This window comes from Oceanospirillum sp. (genome assembly GCF_982874595.1).
In genome coordinates this window covers 42,305-62,629 of sequence record NZ_CEYNZH010000001.1, presented here as the reverse complement: position 1 = coordinate 62,629, position 20,325 = coordinate 42,305, and the positions used below count along the sequence as shown (strand labels likewise).

Here is a 20,325-nt window from a genome sequence, read left to right as displayed (position 1 = left end):
CATGACCAAACAACGCAAAGCCGTATCTCTGATTTCCGGCGGACTGGATTCCATGCTGGCTACCAAAGTCATTCAGGATCAGGGCGTTCACGTAGAAGGGATCAACTTTTATACCGGCTTTTGTGTTGAAGGACACACCCATGCCATCCGCAAAAAAGACAAAGAAAAACAGAAAAAGAACAGCTCGCTGTGGGTTGCGGAGCAACTGGGTATCAAGCTGCACATCATCGATATCTCCGAAGAGTACAAAGATATCGTACTGAACCCTAAGCACGGCTACGGTCAGAACCTGAACCCCTGTCTGGATTGTAAAATCGATATGGTCGCCCGTGCTTGGCAATGGTGTCAGGACAACGACTTTGATTTTGTCATCACCGGTGAGGTGATCGGCCAACGTCCGAAATCCCAGCGTAAGGCCACCATGCCGATTATCGCCCGTGAATCTCTGGTCGAAGATCGTCTGGTACGTCCTTTGTGTGCCCAGCACCTGCCGGAAACACACCCGGAGCGCGAAGGCTGGATCAAGCGTGAAGAACTGTACGACTTCAGCGGCCGAAACCGTAAACCTCAGTTTGCGCTGGCGAAGAAGCTGGGTATCGATGAGTGGTCTCAGCCGGCCGGTGGCTGCTGCTTCCTGACCGATGCCAGCTACAGTAAGAAGCTGCAGGATCTGTGGGATGCCCGTGGCGAACGCCGCTACGAGGTTGATGATATTATGCTGCTGAAAGTAGGTCGTCACATCCGTCCGGCGAAAAACTTCAAACTGATCGTCAGCCGCGAAGAGGGTGAGAATAACTTTATGCGCGGTTACCGTTCTCAGTTCACTTATCTTTATCCAACCAGCCACGGTGGTCCGCTGACCCTGATCGACGGCACACCTACCGAGGAAGACCTGGAACTGGCAGCACGCATCGTTGCCCGCTTCAGCCAGGGTCGTAACGAAGATAAAGTGACACTTGAAGTCGTGCGCGAACATAATCAGCCCGCTCAGGTGGTACATGTAACGCCGATGCCTGCGGAAGAAATCCCTGAAGAGTGGTATATCCACTAACACCTGTTTAGGGTTTAACCAACACTAAAACGCACCTGATCACTCTGGTGCGTTTTTTTTCGCCATTCGTCTAAAATACCCCTCATTGCACAAATAGTGCGCGCCCTAACTTTTACCGCACGCCCTGTTTTAAAGCCGAACGTGCCCCCGTTATCACATGACTGCTTCTAAACTGAGAGAGTCTCCATGAACCAACACGAACTCAACGCCCGCAATCTGCTTTGTCCGATTCCTGTCATCAGAACTCAGAATAAAATCAGCGAACTATCTCCCGGCGATCAGCTGGTGGTTTACTGCACCGACCCGGGAACTCTGCACGATATTCCAGCCTGGTGCCGGGTTCACGGTCATACTTTAGTCTCAGCAGAAGAGCAATCTGACGAGATTGTGATTACCATTGAGGTTAACGACGCATAGCTTGCACCATAAAACAGCACGCAGCATTGCATGCGCACCAAAATATAGCACAAAGAGCGCTATAACACGCTCCAAGAGCAAACAGAGACCCCGTAAGAAACCGTATTATCAATATAACGCATTGGTATTGTTCAGTTTTTAGCAAATGGCATCCAACTTGCTTTATAGATAATAAATATGAAAAACCTGACGACAGGTTTTCAACGATCCGAGTAAAAAAACGATTACGTCAATCGATTTTGACAACAAACGCGAAAGCTCCATTGGAGGACAAGCAATGTCAGAGAACACCCTTAACCTGATTAAAGAACATGACATCAAATGGGTTGACCTGCGTTTTACCGATACCAAAGGTAAAGAGCAGCACGTAACTATCCCTGCACGCTACGTTGACGAAGAGTTCTTCGAAAACGGCCAGATGTTTGATGGTTCTTCTATCTCTGGTTGGAAAGGTATCAACGAATCCGACATGATTCTGCTGCCAGACGACACTACCTGCTTCATCGACCCGTTCTTTGAAGATAAAACTCTGGTACTGCGTTGCGACATCATTGAGCCTGCAACCATGCAGGGTTATGAGCGTGACCCACGCTCTGTTGCTAAGCGCGCAGAAGAGTACCTGAAGTCTACAGGTCTGGGTGACACTGCTTTCTTCGGTCCTGAGCCTGAATTCTTCATCTTTGACGATGTTCGTTGGGACTCCAACATGTCCGGCAGCTTCGTGAAAATTGATTCTGAAGAAGCGGCATGGAACTCTGAGAAGTCTATGGAAGGCGGCAACATGGGCCACCGTCCACGCGTTAAAGGCGGTTACTTCCCGGTTCCACCAGTTGACTCGGTACACGACATCCGTGCCACCATGTGTAACGTGATGGAAGAGATCGGTCTGAACGTAGAAGTTCACCACCACGAAGTGGCGACGGCTTGTCAGAACGAAATCGGTGTAGCCTTCAACACTCTGGTTAAGAAAGCTGACGAAGTTCAGATGCTGAAATACGTGGTTCACAACGTTGCTCACGCGTATGGCAAAACCGCTACTTTCATGCCTAAGCCGGTTGTTGGTGATAACGGTTCCGGTATGCACGTTCACCTGTCTTACTGGAAAGACGGCGTAAACCAGTTCGCTGGTGACCAGTACGCTGGCCTGTCTGAGTCTGCTCTTTTCGCTATCGGCGGTATTATCAAGCACGCTAAAGCACTGAACGCTTTCTGTAACCCAGGCACCAACTCTTACAAGCGTCTGGTTCCAGGCTTCGAAGCGCCTGTTATGCTGGCTTACTCTGCCCGTAACCGTTCGGCTTCTCTGCGTATTCCTTACACTTCCAGCCCTAAAGCTAAGCGTGTTGAGGCTCGTTTCCCTGATCCGATCGCTAACCCATACCTGGCGTTCTCAGCGCTGCTGATGGCTGCTCTGGACGGTGTTCAGAACAAGATCCACCCTGGCGACCCAGCGGATAAAGATCTGTACGATCTGCCAGCTGAAGAAGCTGCAGCGATTCCAACAGTTGCCTCTTCTCTGGAAGAAGCACTGGCATGTCTGGATGCAGACCGTGAGTTCCTGACTAAGGGCGGCGTATTCACTGATGACATGATCGATGCATACATCGAACTGAAGAATGAAGATGTAGCACGTGTAAACATGACAACTCACCCAATCGAGTTCGATCTGTACTACAGCGTGTAAGCTGATTGATTACCAGCTGACAAACTTCCGCTCTTCAATGAAGAGACTTAACCCCTGCCACGGCAGGGGTTTTTTTATGCCTGAAAAACCATACGCACCAAAAAAGTGCGCCAATCGTAAAGACTGATGGTCAGAAAATACCAGTCATCACCTGAAGCAGAGCCGATCCAAAAAAGTATCGCGAATAAAACACCGCTCAGAGAAATAAAACGCCCAAGAACAGGTCAGGCAAAACACACAGAAAGCACAACTATGCACTATAGTTGTGCGCAGAGATTATGAATCGACATAACAACAACACCAGAAACTCATGGTGATCGCCCCAAAAGGCGCATTCCTATCGCAACAGTCTCTTTTTTCAGAAACTTTTTCTTACTGGTGCGTTTTTTGCTGTGTCATAGAGACCACAGATGCACCCGACCAACGCCCCGGAGGTTCAGGCGTGAGCAAAACCGATAACCACAAGCTACTGCTGGATAACCTCAGCACCGCCATCATTCAGGTAGATCATAAGCTTTGCTTAACCTACCTCAATCCTGCAGCTGAAATGCTATTCGCGTGCGGTGCCAGTCGGGCTATCGGTCTGCCTGTTGATCAGCTCTTCTTTGAAAATGACAGCACTCCGGATGCCTGGAAACAGGCTGCTGATGCAGGCCACCCTTTTACCAAGAGGGAGAGCCAGATCGTACTGCCCAACGGTACTCAGAATATTGTTGATTATACCGTCAGCCCTGTACTGACTCCGCAGGGCTATTGTCTGGTGGTTGAGCTGCAACCCCGGGATCGCTTATTAAAAATCAGTAAAGAAGAAGAGTTACTGGCTCAACAGGAAACACTACGAACCCTGGTTCGTGGGATGGCCCATGAGATCAAAAACCCTCTTGGTGGTATCCGGGGGGCGGCGCAACTCTTAGAGCGGGAACTGCCGAACGAAGGGCTTAAAGACTATACCGAAGTGATCATCAGCGAAGCAGACCGACTGAGAAATCTGGTGGATCGCATGCTGGGGCCGCGAAAGGTGCCAAACCTGAGTCAGTTGAATATTCACAAAGTCCTGGAGCATGTCTGTGCCCTGATCGCTGCCGAGTCCGATGGCAGCATTCAGATGGTTCGGGATTATGACCCCAGTCTGCCTGATCTGATTGGCGATCAGGAGCAACTGATTCAGGCCACTCTCAACATCGTCCGTAATGCGATGCAGGTGCTGGAAGAAACAGATCAACCACAAAAGCGCATCATTTTCCGCACCCGCGCCAAACGTCAGTTTACTTTAGGTGCGGAGCGCCACCGCCTGCTGTGTCAGGTTGAGATTATTGATAACGGCCCCGGCATACCACCGGAGCTGTTGGAAACACTCTTTTATCCTCTGGTGACCGGTCGTGCCGAAGGCACCGGCCTGGGGCTTTCCATTGCCCAAACGATTCTGCATCAGCACCACGGACTGATCGAATGCGAATCGACACCCGGAGAAACTCTTTTCAGACTTTTGATTCCGTTGGAGCCGAAAAATGACCAAACCCTATAACGTATGGATTGTCGACGATGACCGCTCTATCCGCTGGGTACTGGAACGCTCGATGGAGCAAGAAGGCATGTCCGTCAAAGTGTTCGAGCGGGCTGAAGGTGTTCTGAAAGCACTGGCCAATGAAGCACCGGATGCCATGATCACGGATATCCGCATGCCGGGTATGGATGGGCTGGAGCTTCTGGCTCAGATTCAGCAGCAACATCCGGCATTACCGGTTATCGTTATGACCGCCCACTCAGATCTGGAAAGCGCTGTTGCTTCCTATCAGGGAGGCGCGTTTGAGTATCTGCCGAAACCTTTTGATGTCGACGAAGCTGTCGCGCTGGTTAAACGCGCCATCAGTCACGCCAAAGAGCAGGAACATCCATCCGGGGAAGTCAAAGCACTCCCCAGTACAGAGATCATCGGCGAAGCACCGGCGATGCAGGAGGTCTTCCGCGCCATCGGTCGCCTTTCGCACTCCAATATCACCGTACTGATTAATGGCGAATCCGGTACCGGTAAAGAGCTGGTCGCCCACGCCCTGCATCAGCACAGCCCGAGAGCGGGGAATCCTTTTATTCCATTGAATATGGCCGCAATCCCGAAAGACCTGATCGAGTCAGAGCTCTTCGGTCATGAGAAAGGTGCTTTCACCGGAGCCAACACCCAGCGCCGGGGCCGCTTTGAACAGGCTGATGGGGGCACCCTGTTTCTGGATGAGATCGGAGATATGCCTGCCGACACCCAGACCCGGTTATTGCGCGTATTAGCCGATGGCGAATTCTATCGTGTGGGCGGTCATACTTCAGTTCAGGTTGATGTGCGCATCATCGCAGCAACCCACCAGGATCTGGAAATCCTGGTTCAGGAAGGCCGCTTCCGTGAGGATCTGTTCCACCGCCTGAATGTGATTCGGGTTCATCTGCCAAAACTGAGCGAGCGCCGGGAAGATATTCCGCGTCTGTCGGAGTATTTCCTGAGCAAAGCCGGTAAAGAACTGGGCGTTGAGCCTAAGATTCTGTTGCCAGAAACCATTGACTACATGCAACAGCTCAGCTGGCCCGGTAACGTGCGTCAGCTGGAAAACACCTGTCGCTGGATCACCGTTATGGCATCGGGTCGCGAAGTCCATCAGGATGATCTGCCGCCGGAACTGATGGAGCAAAAGCAGGCAGAAGGCGCTGGTAACAGCCGTTGGCAAAGCGCCCTGCACCTGTGGGCCGATAATGCCCTGAGCGAAGGTCACAAAGGGATTCTGGATACCGCTGTACCCGAATTTGAAAAAGTGATGATAGAAGTGGCTCTCAAGCATACTGCCGGGCGACGCCGCGATGCCGCTGAACTTCTGGGTTGGGGACGTAATACCCTGACCCGTAAGATCAAAGAGCTGAACCTCGAAACCAGTGGGGATGATGACGAGCATTAAGCACTGAGTAGCCCCCTGGAGGTATCCCAGTAGAAAAAATCCCGTCAGTCTGAATCAACTGACGGGATTTTTTTACTCAATAAAACCTATCTGAGCGTCCTGCGTTAAACCGCGCCTTCGAAACCTATCTGACGCCATGCCTCATACGTAATAATCGAAACCGCATTAGACAGATTCAGGCTACGACTAGTGGGCATCATAGGAATGCGCAGCCATTGTGCACTATCAAACTGCGCCAGCACCTCTGCCGGAAGACCACGGGTTTCCGGGCCAAACAGCAATACATCGCCCGCCTGAAAAGCCCTATCAGAGGCATAAGCTTTCGCTTTAGTTGTACAGGGAAAAATACGCTTTCCTTCCATCGTTTGCATAAACGCATCAAAGTCCGGGTAACGGGTCACCAATGCCAGATCATGATAATCCAGTCCGGCACGACGTAACTTTTTCTCTTCCAGATCAAAGCCCAAAGGTTCTATCAGGTGCAACCGGCAACCGGTATTGGCACAGAGCCGGATAATATTACCCGTGTTCGGTGCGATTTCAGGCTCATACAAGGCCAATTCAAACATCGTTGCTTCTCCATCTGAGCCACGGCCCTGTCTGTACCCTGGCGTATAAAAATATTCAAACAGCGCAATATTTACAGAAAAATTATCGGCCTGATTAACAAGTGGTTTAAAATAAGATAGATCTATATAAAATACATAATTAAAGAGATAGAATAAAATCCAAATACGCACTAAATTAGTGCAAAAATAAAACAATAAAAATATGCCGTGTAAAACTCAATTGAGGAAAACAACCATGTTAAGTCAACTCTCCGTTGGCAGGAAGCTGGCACTGATGTTAGCGATCCCGATCGCTGGGCTGTTCATTCTGTTTATGATCGCCAAAACCGAACTCGATCAGTTTGATCAAGGGGTCGATACTATTTATGAAGATCGCGTTGTCCCCTTAAAACACCTTTACGAAATCAGTGTCGATTATGCGGTTTATATTATTGATGCCGTCAATAAAGCGAATGCTGGTCAGATGACAGCAGAGGAGGCAACCACGGGTATCGATAACGCCACCAAGAGCATCGACAAACACTGGAAACTCTACGCCTCAACAAAACTAACCCCGGAAGAAGCCCGTCTGGTGAAAGAAGCAGAACAGCTTTTTATCCCCGCGGATCAGTCTATTGCAGAGCTGCGTAACTTCCTGACAAGTCGTAGCGGTTTGATTCCGAATCAGCTCAACCAATTCGACGGTGAATTATATGCCACCATCGATCCCATCAGCGATAAAATCGCCGAGCTTTTAGCACTTCAGCTGCGAGTCGCTGGTGAGCAACGTGAACGGTTAAAAGAGAGCTATCACAGTAACACCATCATGGTGATCATCGGTCTGTTCGTTATTATCACAGCCGTTGTGGGCTTAGGTCTTTTAGTCGCCCGTGCTATTACCGGTCCGTTGGCAGCCATGCGTGACACCATCAAAAATATCGAAAAAAACCATGACCTGACTTTGCGTGTTACCGCAAGCGGCAAAGACGAGGTTGCCCAGATCGGGCAAGCCGTTAATGGCATGATGGCTCAGTTTCAGCGACTGGTAGAACAAGTGCTGCAATCCGTGAATCAGGTTTCACAAGAAGCAGAAAGCCTGTCACAAGCCAGCCAACACACCAGTGACGGTATGATTCGCCAACAGGCGGAAACCGATCATGTCGCCACAGCAATGAATGAGATGGTTGCCACCATACAGGAAGTTGCCCGTCATGCCGCCGAAGCCGAAACCGCTGCGCAGACCACCCGCTCAGAGTCAGAAAACGGTGACCAAATTCTGCAGGAGAACAACCGTATTATCGAATCTCTGGCAAACGAAGTGGAGAATGCTGCCAAAGTGGTTTCTTCTCTGGAAAATGAAGCTCAGAGTATTGCTCTGGTGATCGATGTGATTAAGGGCATCGCAGAGCAAACCAACCTGCTGGCACTGAATGCCGCGATTGAAGCGGCCCGTGCCGGTGAACAGGGACGGGGCTTTGCAGTGGTTGCTGATGAAGTACGCAGCCTGGCCCAGAAAACCCAGGAATCCACTCAGGAGATCGAGGACGTTATCGCCCGGGTTCAGGAAGGCAGCCGTAATGCAGCGAAGGTCATGCAACGCAGTCAGGAACGCGCTCAGGCAGGGCTGAAACAAAGTGCCAAAACCAGCGAAGCACTGGCCCAGGTCACACACCACGTTACCCTGATCAGTGATATGAACAGCCAGATTGCCACAGCCGTTGAAGAGCAAAGTGCAACGGCTGACGAGATGAACCAGAGCGTCGTCAATATCGCGGAGGTTACCCGGGATTCTACTGCGGCTGCTCATCAGACCGCGGCTGCCAGTGAGGAATTGTCCCAACTATCAACCCAACTGCACGGTATGGTGTCACGTTTTCAGGTCTGACAGCCTGAAGGTGCCGTTTAATCCGGAATCTGGTGTAAAAACCTGCTTTTTCCGTCGGGTCGTTGCTCCTATAATGATTGGGGTTACAGTCGTCGGGTTTATAGGATATGCACCGGCAAACGTACACATGCGCTGTGAATAAAGTCTTTATTCGCATAAAGCACTTAGGAGTGTTAGATATGAGTTTGGATCTGCTAAACGAATTGGAAAAACGTGTTCAGTCTGCGGTAAGCACTATCGAAGACCTGAAACTGGAAATTGAACAGCTCAAGGAAGAAAATACTGCGTTAACCTCAGAAAAGGATGCCTGGGAAGGTCGTTTGGCTGAACTGCTGGGTAAATTTGATCTGATCGACAGCGCTGACTCTGATGTTGCAGAAGTTGTTTCTGAAGAAGCTGCTGAGACCAACGACGCTGAAGACGATGCGTTTGCCGCCCTTGAAGAGCAAGACGACACTTTTTCGGCTCTTGAAGAACAAGACGACACCTTAGCAAATCAGGCTTTTGAGCAGGATTTTGCAGAAGCCACAGAAGAACCCGAGCAGGATAACAACTTCGGCGGCAACAACAGCTACTAAGGCTACAGGGCTTGTCTCTCAACAAGTTCATAAGCAAAAAACCGGCCATCCGCATAATGGTAGGCCGGTTTTTTATTGTCTCAGATAGTGAGTCTCAGGCCATCATATGGGTCAGATCGCAGGACATCAGTATTGCATTCTCGCGCCCCTCACCGGGAACCGCATAATAATCTTTACGCACACCATCTTCAGTAAACCCCATTTTACGGTAAAGATGCCTTGCTGACGCATTGCTCTCGCGTACCTCCAGCAGGATAAGGCTAAGATTTTGTGCCTGAGCCTGATCGATGACTGCCGCCATCAGAAAAGCACCGATACCCTGACCCTGAAGCGTATCCTGCACGGCAATATTATGCAGATGCCACTCATCTGCAATCTTCTGCAGCATGGCATAGCCCACCAACCGTTCCTGAATAAAGGCCCCAAGTAAGGTGTCTCCCCGTTGCAAACCCAACTCAAACATGAGTCGGGTCCAGGGCGTCAGATGGGCCGCCCGCTCAATCGGCATAACGGTATCCAGTTCAAGGATGCCCACTTCGCGAATCTTTTTCATATCAGAGAGACTCCCCGCGGTTTGCGGCTATTGGCTGCTGCTTACGTTCCAGCAGACGATAGAGCAGTTGGCGCTTGTCATCCGCTTGAGTCATTACGCCCGTCAGGCTTATCGGATGATGCAGCGTGATATTCAGTAAGCCCTCGCTTTCAGCAATCAGCTCTGGCAGATCACCAAACCACCAGCACTCCTGATTGGCTTTACAGCCAAGACGAGCGCCGCCCAACAGGGCACGAAACACCTGAACAAACTCCTGTTCCCGGCAGACGGCGGGCATACCGGCCAACGGCCAGACAAAAGGAAGGCTCACCACAGGCTCCGTGAAACCCACCTGCTGCAGGATTGACTGAGCAAAAGGCAGGAACAGCTGCTCGGAATCACCGTGTTCGCCAAAATGACTGACGATCAGCGGGCGGTCCCCCTGCTGACGAATAAAAACCAACTGCAGGCGCTCAGGTACCCGGTTAACCTGACTGGCAGATGATGCAGCCAAGGCATCCATCGGATCAGGGGCATCGCTGATTTGAGATGCTTGATTCTCCGCTGATGCCGATGTTTCAGCTCCCACCTGAATGGTAGGTCGTTCACCCTTATTCCGGGTGGGGATGCTGACTGCGGTCGGAGTCCCTGACGTCGCTGCCTCTGCACCCGCCGGATGGACTCCTGCAGATGACGGCTCAGGAGCCGCATCTTTTCTCGGACGCAAACGATCCAGTGGCGAGGTGTTCTTTGGTCCTTCGTGATAGAAATACACAGACGGTCGGGCTCCCGGCAGAGGCTGCCGGGGCATCCAGCTGACAACACCCAGCTGGTGAAGATAATCGAGCCGTTGGTTTTCATTAAGCACGGGGCAATGACATCCTATGAAACATGATGGGTAATGTTCAAACGTTCAGGTGAAAAGAGTTCCGGTCAGAAACAATAAAAAAGCGACAGGCATTATACCTGTCGCCTCCTGCATTGAATATCTAAGAACCGAACGAAGAGTTAATCTCTGTCGTTGGAATCCGGTCGGTCACTTAAACCGCAGAAACCTGAGGGTGCTTACGCTCTACCTGACTGACCAGTGCGTTCAACGCGTGAACATAAGCCTTACCCGATGCGATGACAATATCGGTATCGGCTCCCAGACCGGTCACCAGACGCCCGGCTTTATCCAGACGTACCGTCACCTCACCCTGAGAGTCCGTGCCACTGGTGATCGCATTTACCGAGTACAGCTCCAGCACCGTATCACTGTTTACAATCTTCTCAATCGCTTTAAAGGTTGCGTCCACTGGACCACTGCCTTCGGACTCCGCGGAATGATCTTCACCATCCACACTCAGAACCACCTTAGCCACCGGTGTCTCACCGGTTTTGGACATCACTTCAAGGGTTTCCAGACGATAGCGCTCAACCGCATTGGCAACACGACTGTCGCTCACCAGCGCCTGCAGATCCTCGTCGTAGATTTCATGCTTCTTATCCGCCAGCTGTTTAAACAGCGCAAAGGCATGGTTCAGCTCGGCCTCTGAATCAAAGCTGATCCCAAGATCAGTCAGGCGGGAGCGGAATGCGTTACGGCCGGAGTGTTTGCCCAGCACGATCGCATTAGTGTTCCAGCCTACATCCTGAGCCTTCATGATTTCATAGGTTTCACGATGCTTCAGAACACCATCCTGATGGATACCGGACTCATGGGCGAAGGCATTTTTACCCACAATCGCTTTATTCGGTTGCACCGGAAAACCAGTAACCGTGGAAACCAGACGAGAGGTCGGCACGATATGCACCGGATCGATCTGAGTTTGGACGGTGAAAATATCCGGGCGGGTCCGGATACCCATCACCACCTCTTCCAGAGAGGCATTACCGGCACGCTCACCCAGGCCATTAATCGTACATTCTACCTGGCGGGCACCGGCCTGAACCGCGGCCAGCGAGTTAGCCACCGCTAAGCCCAGATCGTTATGGCAGTGCACCGAGAAGATCGCTTTATCGGCATTCGGAATACGGTTCAGCAGCTGACTGATCGTATGAGCAAACTGGTCCGGGATCGCATAGCCCACGGTATCAGGAATATTGATTGTGGTTGCACCGGCATCAATAGCCGCTTCGATAATCCGGCAGAGGAAGTCGATCTCAGAGCGCCCGGCATCTTCACAGGAGAACTCGACATCCGAGATCAGGCTGCGGGCTTTTTTCACCGCACGCACCGCCTGCTCAATCACCTGTTCAGGCTGCATCTGCAGCTTGTACTGCATATGGATTGGCGAGGTGGCAATAAAGGTATGAATGCGGCCAGAGTTAGCACCTGCTAACGCCTCAGCTGCCCGTTCGATATCAGCATCCAGCGCACGGGACAAACTACAGATAGTGCTGTCTTTTACCGTATCCGCAACCGCTTTCACCGCTTCAAAGTCACCGGGGCTGGCGATAGCAAAACCTGCCTCGATCACATCTACCTTCATTTTTTCCAGATGTTTGGCGATACGCACCTTTTCATCTTTGGTCATGGATGCGCCGGGACTTTGTTCGCCATCCCGCAAGGTGGTATCAAAAATTACCAGATGATCATTACTCATGTTTCTCTCCTGCACAGAGCACTGCTTCCTTTCAGCGCCCTTTTATAATTAGCATGATGGCTTCTGTCGTCTTAGCCAGAGCAGAGCTTTGCCGCCTCCGGCCTCTATTTATACAGTCTCATTGGACTATAACCCTGGCGCCAGACCTTGCCAACCGGAAGCGAAGACAGAGCTGGATAAGAAATGCATCAGACTTAAAATGGATTATTTCGCAGCTTGTTTAACCCTGTTGCTGATCCATCAGCTTCTTATTGCGCTCATAGCGCCGGCGCAGCCAGACCAGAAACGCAGACAGCAGCATCAGTACTAACACCCCACCCTGCCATACCGTATCTACCTGATAAGTGCGCATCAGAAAAATCACAATAAAGCCTATTAACTGACTGCCCACGGCGGCCAAACGTAAACTATCATTCATTATTGCTAACTCGTCTCTGTAAACCGGGAACCCTAAGCGCGAACTGCGTTCTGAATCAGGATCGTTTACAATTCAATATCGTTTCACACCTTGAGTGCTCAAATTCAAACATTATGGCTGCCAAATGCTAAGAACAAGATCTTTTGCTGTCGCGTTTTCACTGGCCCTTTTTGGCGCAGGTATGCTCTCTGCCCAGGCTAATCTGACAGACAATCAAACCGCCCCGGCAACTCAGATTGCTAACGCGTCATCATCCAGCAGTGCCCTTCCCGATCAAAACAGTGATCTGCCAGAAGATGGTATGCCAGCGGACAGCGCTGTTGTTATCGAAGGCAGCGAAAGCATTATGGAATTGCCCCTGCCTATTGCCCGTGCTCTGGAGCAAGGCATGGTACTGGAAAGCCAGTTCAATGCAGAGTCCGATCTGACCGGCTGGGTTCTCTCACTGGACGGCCAGTTTACACTGGTGTACACCACACCGGATCAGCGCACGCTAATTTCAGGTGCACTGATTAATGAAGCCGGGCAAAACCTGTCTGAGCTTTATGCTCAACAGTATTTTCCGAAACCGGATATCACTTTGCTGGAAGAAGCCACCTATATCAGCATAGGTGCCCCGAAAGAAAAGAATCTGCCGGATTCCGCGACCTCCGCCGATACCCCTGCAGAACAACAGGATAATGCCGCAACCGAGAAAACCGTTGAAGCGAAACGTGTGGTCTATGCTTTCTTCGACCCCAGTTGTCCTTTCTGTCATCTGGCCTGGAAAGCTTTCCAGCCCTATATTGCCAAGGGGGTTGAGATCCGCTGGATTCCCGTTGCCTTCCTGAATCCGGAAAGCCGTGACAAAGCCGCTGCAATTTTACAGGATCGCAATCCTGAAACCATGCTGGCTGAAAGTATGCGTCTGTTCAACACCGAAGAGCAGCCAACCACTTCGGTTAAAGAAACCTCGCGTCGTCAGCTGCAGAACAATATGAAGCTGATGCAGCGCTTTGGCATTCAGGGCACACCGGGTCTGATCTGGTCAGACAACAATGGTGAGCTGAACATCCGCAGCGGTATGCCAAAACTGGATGAATTTGCCCACATTACAGGCCTGCCGGAACAACCACAGACTGATCCTGAACTGTTCCGCTTCCGTTAAGCGGACCTTCTGAACTGAAGATTACGGCATGGATGCAATTTCACTCGGCCCCTTTATGCTATCAGCGAAAGCGATCTACCTGATCGCTTCCGTGGTAATTTTCTTTATCGGGGCTGAACTTCTGCAGTGGATCTGGCGCAAACGTGAACCGGATACCTGCCTGAACTTCAGCAGCTGGGCGCAAAACTGCTTATGGCTAGGACTGATCTCAGGTCGCCTGACCTACGTTGCCCTGCACTTCGACAGCTACCGTTACGATCCTGTTTCCATTCTCTATTTCTGGCAACCCGGCTACTCGCTGAATGCCGTTTTTCTGGCAACCGTTGTCGTAAGTTTCTGGCATTTTCGTGCGCTTAAGCCTCTGGCCATTGGCCTCATCTGGTTAACCCTGTCGGTTTCCATCTGGTTTGGACTCTCGTTTTTTTCACCGCTAAGCCAAACCCAGGAACGCACAATCCCCCAGCTGACACTGCCTTTGCTGCAGCAAGATGATGCGGCCCAAGCACTGAATCTGAATCAACAGCAGGGCGCCGTCATCCTGAACCTGTGGGCCAGCTGGTGTGGGCCTTGTCGTCGGGAGATGCCAGCGCTGGTGCGCTTTGCAGAAGATCATCCCGAGGTTCAGCTTTGGCTGGTGAATCAGGGGGAGTCGCCACAGATGGTACGTCGCTTTATCGAAACCAACGATGAGCCGATTCCGGAAAAGCTGATCCTGCTAGACCCGAACCAGAGCCTGATGCAGGCGATTGAAGGGGTTGGCCTGCCGATAACACTGGCCTATAAAAATGGCCGTCTGATCGACAGCCATATCGGAGAGGTTAATCACGCCCGCCTGAGAGAGATGGCTGAGGCGATCAGCACGGATCTGCCGCGCTAACCTTAAGGCAATACCCGACACTCGCTCCATTCGCAGCGAATCAGTGCCTGACGATTCAGGCCGCAACTGACGTTGTAAACCTCCCTTGGCCACTGGCGTACCAGAGGTGTCAGCTGCGCCTGTTCACATAACGCCTGTTGCGCCAGACGCTCAGCAATAAACTGGGATCGGTCCGGACTCTGCAGCATCTCATCCACACCAGCCACCGGAGGATAGTATTCCGCGGCCAATTGGCTCAGGCGAGGTAGTTTTTCCGCCAACGCTTCATCCCGCCTCAGGTCACGCTCACCCTGCTTATATTCGGTCATCAGTGTTCGGCAACTTTCCAGATCCGTGTCTTCATCCACCAGATCATCCCGGTTCTCCTGAGCCGCCAGCGATGCCTGCAGACTCACCGACAAACCCAGCGTCGTTTCAATGGGGTTATACGCCCGCTCTACCGAATCCAGAACCAGCTTATTCAGACTCTGGTCTGCCTCAACGACACTTTGCCCATTACGCTGCCACCAGACAGTCTGAGCTTCGTAGGCTAAAGGCATCAGTTGGGGATGTAAGCGCATACATTCTCTACTGGTCAGGCGTAAGGTGCCATCTTCTGTCAGAACCTGCTGAATCAAAGCCGCATCTTCCATCTGGCGCGCCTCAATATCCGGCATTGAGGAGCACGCAGAAAGGGTCAGTGCCGCCACCGTAAAGCCAACACCGCAAAGCCATCGGGGCAGCGAATAGTCCGCCATCTGTTTCTGTTTTTTTGAGTTGTATTCCGTCATACCCTCTCCGGCTCTGTCCTTAAGTTGCCATCGTCTCTGTTAATTTTTGCCACAAAAAGAGGCAGAGCTCTTTGGCCATCAGAGATGCAGCGTGGGTTTAATCGATAAAAAATTCAATGGTTAAGATCATCTCAACATTGTGCCAGAAAAGCGGCTATAAAGAGGCAGAAAATGTGATGTTTTACCGTGATAATCCAACACCGATCGGTCTTAAACCGATGGCTTTTGGAGAAAAAGGAATACCTGATTCTCCTGTTCTGATGATCTATCCTTGAAACCGCTGGGGATACGGGGACAAATCCGTTACCATAGCGCCCTTTTTTTGCACCACCGATCAGGTTCAAACCTGAGAAGACAACTCCGTTTGCCAAACTCTACCAGGTTCAAAGAGGTAACCATGCTGCCCTACACTCCCGGACAAAGATGGATCAGTGACGCTGAAAGTGACTTAGGATTAGGAACCATTCTGACCTGCGATATGCGAAGCGTAACCGTGCTGTTTCCGGCTTCGGGAGAGACCCGCGTCTATGCTACCCGCTCGGCACCGCTGACCCGGGTATCCTTCTCTAGTGGCGACCAGATCGAAAGTCATGAAGGCGAGCGTTTTATCGTCGCGACCGCACTGGAAGAAGATGGCCTTTTGGTTTACATCTGCCTAGATGCTCAGGGCAATGAGAAAGAAGTACCGGAAACGCACCTCAACAATCACCTGAGCCTTCAGAAAGCAAAAGACCGCCTGCTGACCGGCCAGATCGACCGCAACGACTGGTTCAACCTGCGTTACCGCACCCTGCTGCAAAGCGACAAACAGAGCCGGGCCGCCATTCAGGGTCTGTCCGGTGCCCGTATGGCACTGATTCCGCACCAGCTGTATATCGCCCACAGTGTCGCCAGCCGTTACGCACCACGGGTTCTTTTGGCGGATGAAGTCGGTTTGGGTAAAACCGTGGAAGCGGGTCTGATTCTGCACCGTCAGTGGCTGACCGGAAACGCCCGCCGCATTCTGATTGTGGTACCGGAGTCCCTGCAGAACCAGTGGCTCGTTGAGATGCTGCGCCGGTTTAATCTGCAGTTCAGCCTGTTTGATTACGAACGCTGCGCCCAGTATCCCGGTCAGAACGCTTTTGAACAGGCGCAGCTGGCGATCTGCAGTCTGGAACTACTGACCGATCATCCGGAACTGCTGGAGCAGGCGGTTGCAGCTCAGTGGGACACCTTGGTTGTGGATGAAGCCCACCATCTGGAATGGCACCCGGAAGCACCAAGCAAAGCCTACCAGTGTATTGAACAACTGGCAGAGGATACCTCCGGTCTGTTGCTGCTGACGGCAACCCCGGAACAGCTGGGCAAGGCCAGTCACTTTGCCCGTCTGCGCTTACTGGACCCGGAGCGTTACTCAAGCTTTGAACAGTTCGAGCAGGAAGAAGGGCAGTACCAGCCGATCGCCGAAGCCGTAGAAGCACTGGAAGCGATCGCCGATGGCGAACCGGCTACTCAGACGGTTATCGCTCAGCTGCGCGACCTGCTGCCAGAGTCCGATGCTCAGGCACTGATTGAACTGATTGAAAACGACGAAGCCGATCTGGAACAGATCGATTCCGCCTGTGCGCAACTACAGGGACAGCTGCTGGATCGTCACGGCACCGGCCGCGTTCTGTTCCGCAACACCCGTGACACCGTCACCGGCTTTAAACAGCGCCAGCTGCAGCGCCATCCACTGGAACTGCCAGAGGCCTATGAGCCTCAGATGTCATCCGTTGAGCTGCAGGCACACCTGAGTCCGGAACAGTTTATCGAAGATGCTCTGGTCACCGATAACTGGGCAAAAGATGACAGCCGCTTCCAATGGCTGCTGGAACATCTGCACAACCATGATGACGAGAAAACCCTGCTGATCTGCCACAGTGCCGCAACAGCACTCAGCCTGTCCGAAGCGCTGAAAGATGCCACGGGCCTGCACGCGCCCGCCTTCCATGAAGGCCTGAGCATTCTGGAGCGAGACCGTGCCGCCGCCTGGTTCGCCGACCATGAATCCGGCCCTCCGGTACTGATCTGTTCCGAAATCGGCAGTGAAGGCCGTAACTTCCAGTTTGCCCGTCATCTGGTGCTGTTTGATCTGCCACCCAACCCGGATCTGCTGGAGCAGCGTATCGGCCGTCTCGACCGTATCGGTCAGCAGCATGATATTCAGATCCATGCGCCTTACTTTGAAGAATCCGGCCAGCAGGACCTGCTGGACTGGTACGACCAGGGACTGAACGCCTTTGCGGCACCTTGCCCAGCCGCTTCTGCCCTGTTTGCCGAGTTTGGTGAAGCCGTCTCTGATGCCATTATCAGTCAGGATGCCGAGCGTCTTGAGGAGCTGACCGAAGCCACCGCACAGCGTCGTCAGGAACTGAACGCTGCTATGCAGGCCGGTCGTGACCGTCTGCTGGAACGCAACGCCTGCCGTCCGCAGGAAGCTCAGGAACTGGTGGACGCGATTGAAGCTCAGGATGATCCGGAAGCTCTGAACACCTGGCTGGAGAACGCACTGGATATCTTCGGTGTGAACAGCGAAGAAACCGGCGAGTTCAGCTGGCACCTGACGCCGGGTGAGCACATGCTGAACTCGGATCTGCCGGGTCTGGACAACGAAGACGGCTTCTCCATGACCACCAGCCGTGACTACGCGCTGCATCGTGAAGACCTGCAGTTCTTCAGCTGGGAGCATCCGTTTGTACAGGCGCTGCAGGAACAGGTTGTTTCCGGCAGTCTTGGCAATAACGCGGTCAGCATCTTCAAAACCAAGGCGCTGCCGGAAGGCACCCTGCTGCTGGAAGTGATTGCTTCGATCCACTGCGCAGCACCGAAACACCTGCAGATCGGCCGCTACCTGCCACCAACCACCCTACGCTTCCTGCTGGATGAGCGTGGTAACGATCTGGGCAAAAAGGTGAGCTTTGAAGGCCTGAGTCCGAAACTGGAGAAGCTGAAAAAAGCTACCGCGCGGGAGGTGGTGAAACTGCGTCAGGAGCAGATCCGGGACCTGGTGGACACCGCCGATGACAGAGCCAATGAGATTCTGCCCACCGTGATCGAAGAAGCGCAGCTGAAGATGCAGTCCCTGCTGTATCCGGAAGTACAGCGTATGAAAGCGCTGCGCGAGGTGAACCCATCGATCCGTGATATCGAAGTGAAAGCACTGGAGATGGAGTATCTGGCCGTGGCCGATGCGCTGGAAAAAGCACGGGTGAATATCGAAGGTATCCGGGTGATTGTAACGGCATAACCTCACCAATCAGGGATAAAAAAGAGCCGTGCAGGTTAACCTGCACGGCTCTTTTTCTATTCGGGGTCTATATTGCGGGCTAAACCTTTCGCCCTATTCATTCGCCATGGCAGCAGCCTGCACTTCAGGCTCGGGGGCTTCCGGATCAATAAGGCCAGGGCGAGGCAGTAGTGGCTGCATCTTCTTATAGATTTCCTCAACCTCAGCTTTATCTTCAGCGGGAAGCTTATCATTCCAGGAGAACTCGACCGCTAAACGCCATAAATGACGGAAGCGCCAGCGGATACAGGCCAGTAGCTCAGAAATCTCGGCCATCTCTACCGCATCAATCTCATCATTATGTTGCTCACCCCAGCCCAGCCATTCTGACAGGTGCTCAGACCCCATACCTGCGGAATCACGCACCCAGCGCATTTGTGTTATACACTCAGAAACCCCGCGGGCAATGCGGGAACGGGGATAGTTAGCAGCGATATCAAACAAGCCTACCGCCAGATCAAACAGCTCGCTAACCTGCTCATTCTGCCGGGTAACATCTTCTACTTTTACTTCTGGCAGTGCTTTATCCACATGGGAAGCAATTCTCGAATCTTTGAGAACCGCTAGCAGAGACTCAACATTGCGCAGGCCAAAAGTACTCATATTGACTTCGAGATAAGCATTCCAGGCCAGAATCGTTTTGTTGGAGCGCTTGTCATCATAAAAAATCTCAAACAGCTGATCCGACATGGCGATAAGGGGAGCGATCCAATTAATCTCTTTTGCTGGCTTCTGGGAGGGATAGCCGGAGCGGTCACAACGCTCCTGATGGTCTGCCACACCGTTTAAAGCATCTTCATCATAGATCTTACGACCTTCCATAATGATACGGGCGACAATCGGATGTGTTTTTAGTGCTCGCCATTGCTGATAACTCAGGCCTTCGCCCTTGGTTGCAGCATCGACAGGGATATGTAGCAGGCCAATATCGTGTGCCAGACCGGCCGCAAAGGCGGAGTAATAACTCTGATGAGGAAAGCCCTGAATTTTTGCCAGTAGTGGCGTCATCCAGGCGCTGAAGATACTGCGTCTGAAAACGTCTGGCATCACTTTTTGCATGACCGTCAAACGCTGTAATACCTGAGCCGGAATAGGCTTAACAAAAAGCAGCTGTCGGATAGTGACTTCAAACTCAAAGTGCTGATGCAGAAGATTAAACTGAGCTTCCGATTCCACAAGCTCCAGAATCAGATTCAGGATGTCATATACGGTTAACGCATTGGCAACACTAATGGACTGATCCAACTCTTTTTTCAGCTTGTGCTGAACCAGGTGCCCTGCAACCCGCTGATTAATAACTGCACCCTTTTTAAGCAGCAGTACGCCATGTTCGTTAAAGATGTCTTCTGAAGCCGTTGCCGGGTTGGTCTTTTCAACATCAGCCAGATGGTTAACATACTCATCGGTCTGATTCAGATCATATTCGTTATTCTGTTCCGACATCCACAACGCCCCTAAAGCACTTAAAAGAAGCCACCACACGACGAGCTATCCGGGATAAATGATCCATAGATAGCCGGGGAATCACATTTCAGCTCAATTTTTAGTTATCCCACCCATAATAACAAACTAATCTGCTTTGAA

The 20,325-nt window shown here is 51.9% G+C and carries 17 protein-coding genes; 10 read left to right on the top strand and 7 right to left on the bottom strand.

The window, feature by feature from the left end; translation table 11 throughout:
- Window position 1: 1 nt before the first annotated feature.
- From AC4GL5_RS00275 to glnG, 5 genes are all read left to right on the top strand, one after another.
- The gene (locus AC4GL5_RS00275; RefSeq protein ID WP_490380780.1) at window positions 2-1,051 is read left to right on the top strand and encodes a tRNA (5-methylaminomethyl-2-thiouridylate)-methyltransferase; all 1,050 of its coding nucleotides are present in this window, start codon (window positions 2-4) and stop codon (window positions 1,049-1,051) included.
- Between the two features lie 186 nt (window positions 1,052-1,237).
- Complete coding sequence (locus AC4GL5_RS00270) at window positions 1,238-1,468, top strand: sulfurtransferase TusA family protein (RefSeq protein WP_490380779.1); 231 nt, start codon at window positions 1,238-1,240, stop codon at window positions 1,466-1,468.
- A 277-nt stretch (window positions 1,469-1,745) separates the two neighbouring features.
- On the top strand, window positions 1,746-3,152 hold the full coding sequence (glnA, locus tag AC4GL5_RS00265; protein ID WP_490380778.1) for a glutamate--ammonia ligase: 1,407 nt from the start codon (window positions 1,746-1,748) through the stop codon (window positions 3,150-3,152).
- Window positions 3,153-3,594: 442 nt separating this feature from the next.
- Window positions 3,595-4,677: a nitrogen regulation protein NR(II) gene (gene glnL, locus AC4GL5_RS00260; RefSeq protein ID WP_490380777.1), complete on the top strand. Its 1,083-nt coding sequence runs from the start codon at window positions 3,595-3,597 to the stop codon at window positions 4,675-4,677.
- Window positions 4,661-6,088, top strand: coding sequence for a nitrogen regulation protein NR(I) (gene glnG, locus AC4GL5_RS00255; RefSeq protein ID WP_490380776.1), 1,428 nt, complete (start codon window positions 4,661-4,663; stop codon window positions 6,086-6,088). Before glnL ends, glnG begins: the two co-directional genes overlap by 17 nt.
- Before the next feature lie 104 nt (window positions 6,089-6,192).
- On the opposite strand, the gene AC4GL5_RS00250 is transcribed toward glnG, so the two are convergent.
- Complete coding sequence (locus AC4GL5_RS00250; RefSeq protein WP_490380775.1) at window positions 6,193-6,657, bottom strand: tRNA (cytidine(34)-2'-O)-methyltransferase; 465 nt, start codon at window positions 6,655-6,657, stop codon at window positions 6,193-6,195.
- Window positions 6,658-6,892: 235 nt separating this feature from the next.
- On the opposite strand from AC4GL5_RS00250, the gene AC4GL5_RS00245 reads away from it, so the two are divergent.
- Together AC4GL5_RS00245 and AC4GL5_RS00240 are read left to right on the top strand one after the other, a co-directional pair.
- A complete protein-coding gene (locus AC4GL5_RS00245; RefSeq protein WP_490380774.1) occupies window positions 6,893-8,521 on the top strand; it encodes a methyl-accepting chemotaxis protein in 1,629 nt (542 codons plus the stop codon).
- A 179-nt stretch (window positions 8,522-8,700) separates the two neighbouring features.
- Window positions 8,701-9,099, top strand: a complete 399-nt coding sequence (locus tag AC4GL5_RS00240; RefSeq protein WP_490380773.1) for a cell division protein ZapB — start codon at window positions 8,701-8,703, stop codon at window positions 9,097-9,099.
- Between the two features lie 94 nt (window positions 9,100-9,193).
- Here the strand turns inward: AC4GL5_RS00240 and rimI are convergent, their stop codons facing one another.
- The 4 genes from rimI to AC4GL5_RS00220 form a co-directional block, all read right to left on the bottom strand.
- A complete protein-coding gene (rimI, locus tag AC4GL5_RS00235) occupies window positions 9,194-9,652 on the bottom strand; it encodes a ribosomal protein S18-alanine N-acetyltransferase (RefSeq protein WP_490380772.1) in 459 nt (152 codons plus the stop codon).
- 1 nt (window position 9,653) lies between these two features.
- Window positions 9,654-10,499 (bottom strand): hypothetical protein, encoded by an 846-nt coding sequence (locus AC4GL5_RS00230; protein ID WP_490380771.1) that lies wholly within the window; start codon window positions 10,497-10,499, stop codon window positions 9,654-9,656.
- Between the two features lie 172 nt (window positions 10,500-10,671).
- Window positions 10,672-12,219: a 2-isopropylmalate synthase gene (locus tag AC4GL5_RS00225; RefSeq protein WP_490380770.1), complete on the bottom strand. Its 1,548-nt coding sequence runs from the start codon at window positions 12,217-12,219 to the stop codon at window positions 10,672-10,674.
- A gap of 220 nt (window positions 12,220-12,439) precedes the next feature.
- Window positions 12,440-12,637, bottom strand: a complete 198-nt coding sequence (locus tag AC4GL5_RS00220) for a hypothetical protein (RefSeq protein ID WP_490380769.1) — start codon at window positions 12,635-12,637, stop codon at window positions 12,440-12,442.
- A gap of 124 nt (window positions 12,638-12,761) precedes the next feature.
- On the opposite strand from AC4GL5_RS00220, the gene dsbG reads away from it, so the two are divergent.
- Together dsbG and AC4GL5_RS00210 are read left to right on the top strand one after the other, a co-directional pair.
- Window positions 12,762-13,784: a thiol:disulfide interchange protein DsbG gene (dsbG, locus tag AC4GL5_RS00215; RefSeq protein ID WP_490380768.1), complete on the top strand. Its 1,023-nt coding sequence runs from the start codon at window positions 12,762-12,764 to the stop codon at window positions 13,782-13,784.
- A gap of 28 nt (window positions 13,785-13,812) precedes the next feature.
- Window positions 13,813-14,661 carry a redoxin domain-containing protein gene (locus AC4GL5_RS00210; RefSeq protein WP_490380767.1) on the top strand — a complete coding sequence of 283 codons (849 nt, stop codon included), beginning with the start codon at window positions 13,813-13,815 and terminating at the stop codon, window positions 14,659-14,661.
- Between the two features lie 2 nt (window positions 14,662-14,663).
- On the opposite strand, the gene AC4GL5_RS00205 is transcribed toward AC4GL5_RS00210, so the two are convergent.
- Window positions 14,664-15,431 (bottom strand): hypothetical protein, encoded by a 768-nt coding sequence (locus AC4GL5_RS00205; RefSeq protein ID WP_490380766.1) that lies wholly within the window; start codon window positions 15,429-15,431, stop codon window positions 14,664-14,666.
- Between the two features lie 397 nt (window positions 15,432-15,828).
- On the opposite strand from AC4GL5_RS00205, the gene rapA reads away from it, so the two are divergent.
- Complete coding sequence (rapA, locus tag AC4GL5_RS00200) at window positions 15,829-18,702, top strand: RNA polymerase-associated protein RapA (RefSeq protein ID WP_490380765.1); 2,874 nt, start codon at window positions 15,829-15,831, stop codon at window positions 18,700-18,702.
- Between the two features lie 93 nt (window positions 18,703-18,795).
- Here the strand turns inward: rapA and AC4GL5_RS00195 are convergent, their stop codons facing one another.
- Window positions 18,796-20,223, bottom strand: coding sequence for an HD-GYP domain-containing protein (locus AC4GL5_RS00195; RefSeq protein WP_490380764.1), 1,428 nt, complete (start codon window positions 20,221-20,223; stop codon window positions 18,796-18,798).
- Between the last annotated feature and the right edge of the window lie 102 nt (window positions 20,224-20,325).

What these genes read in the sequence shown, in the direction of transcription:
- AC4GL5_RS00275 (WP_490380780.1), top strand. Translation starts at nt 2, where the DNA reads ATGACCAAACAACGCAAAGCCGTATCTCTGATTTCCGGCGGACTGGAT.
- AC4GL5_RS00270 (WP_490380779.1), top strand. Translation starts at nt 1,238, where the DNA reads ATGAACCAACACGAACTCAACGCCCGCAATCTGCTTTGTCCGATTCCT.
- glnA (WP_490380778.1), top strand. Translation starts at nt 1,746, where the DNA reads ATGTCAGAGAACACCCTTAACCTGATTAAAGAACATGACATCAAATGG.
- glnG (WP_490380776.1), top strand. Translation starts at nt 4,661, where the DNA reads ATGACCAAACCCTATAACGTATGGATTGTCGACGATGACCGCTCTATC.
- AC4GL5_RS00250 (WP_490380775.1), bottom strand. Translation starts at nt 6,657, where the DNA reads ATGTTTGAATTGGCCTTGTATGAGCCTGAAATCGCACCGAACACGGGT.
- AC4GL5_RS00245 (WP_490380774.1), top strand. Translation starts at nt 6,893, where the DNA reads ATGTTAAGTCAACTCTCCGTTGGCAGGAAGCTGGCACTGATGTTAGCG.
- AC4GL5_RS00240 (WP_490380773.1), top strand. Translation starts at nt 8,701, where the DNA reads ATGAGTTTGGATCTGCTAAACGAATTGGAAAAACGTGTTCAGTCTGCG.
- rimI (WP_490380772.1), bottom strand. Translation starts at nt 9,652, where the DNA reads ATGAAAAAGATTCGCGAAGTGGGCATCCTTGAACTGGATACCGTTATG.
- AC4GL5_RS00225 (WP_490380770.1), bottom strand. Translation starts at nt 12,219, where the DNA reads ATGAGTAATGATCATCTGGTAATTTTTGATACCACCTTGCGGGATGGC.
- AC4GL5_RS00220 (WP_490380769.1), bottom strand. Translation starts at nt 12,637, where the DNA reads ATGAATGATAGTTTACGTTTGGCCGCCGTGGGCAGTCAGTTAATAGGC.
- dsbG (WP_490380768.1), top strand. Translation starts at nt 12,762, where the DNA reads ATGCTAAGAACAAGATCTTTTGCTGTCGCGTTTTCACTGGCCCTTTTT.
- AC4GL5_RS00210 (WP_490380767.1), top strand. Translation starts at nt 13,813, where the DNA reads ATGGATGCAATTTCACTCGGCCCCTTTATGCTATCAGCGAAAGCGATC.
- AC4GL5_RS00205 (WP_490380766.1), bottom strand. Translation starts at nt 15,431, where the DNA reads ATGACGGAATACAACTCAAAAAAACAGAAACAGATGGCGGACTATTCG.
- rapA (WP_490380765.1), top strand. Translation starts at nt 15,829, where the DNA reads ATGCTGCCCTACACTCCCGGACAAAGATGGATCAGTGACGCTGAAAGT.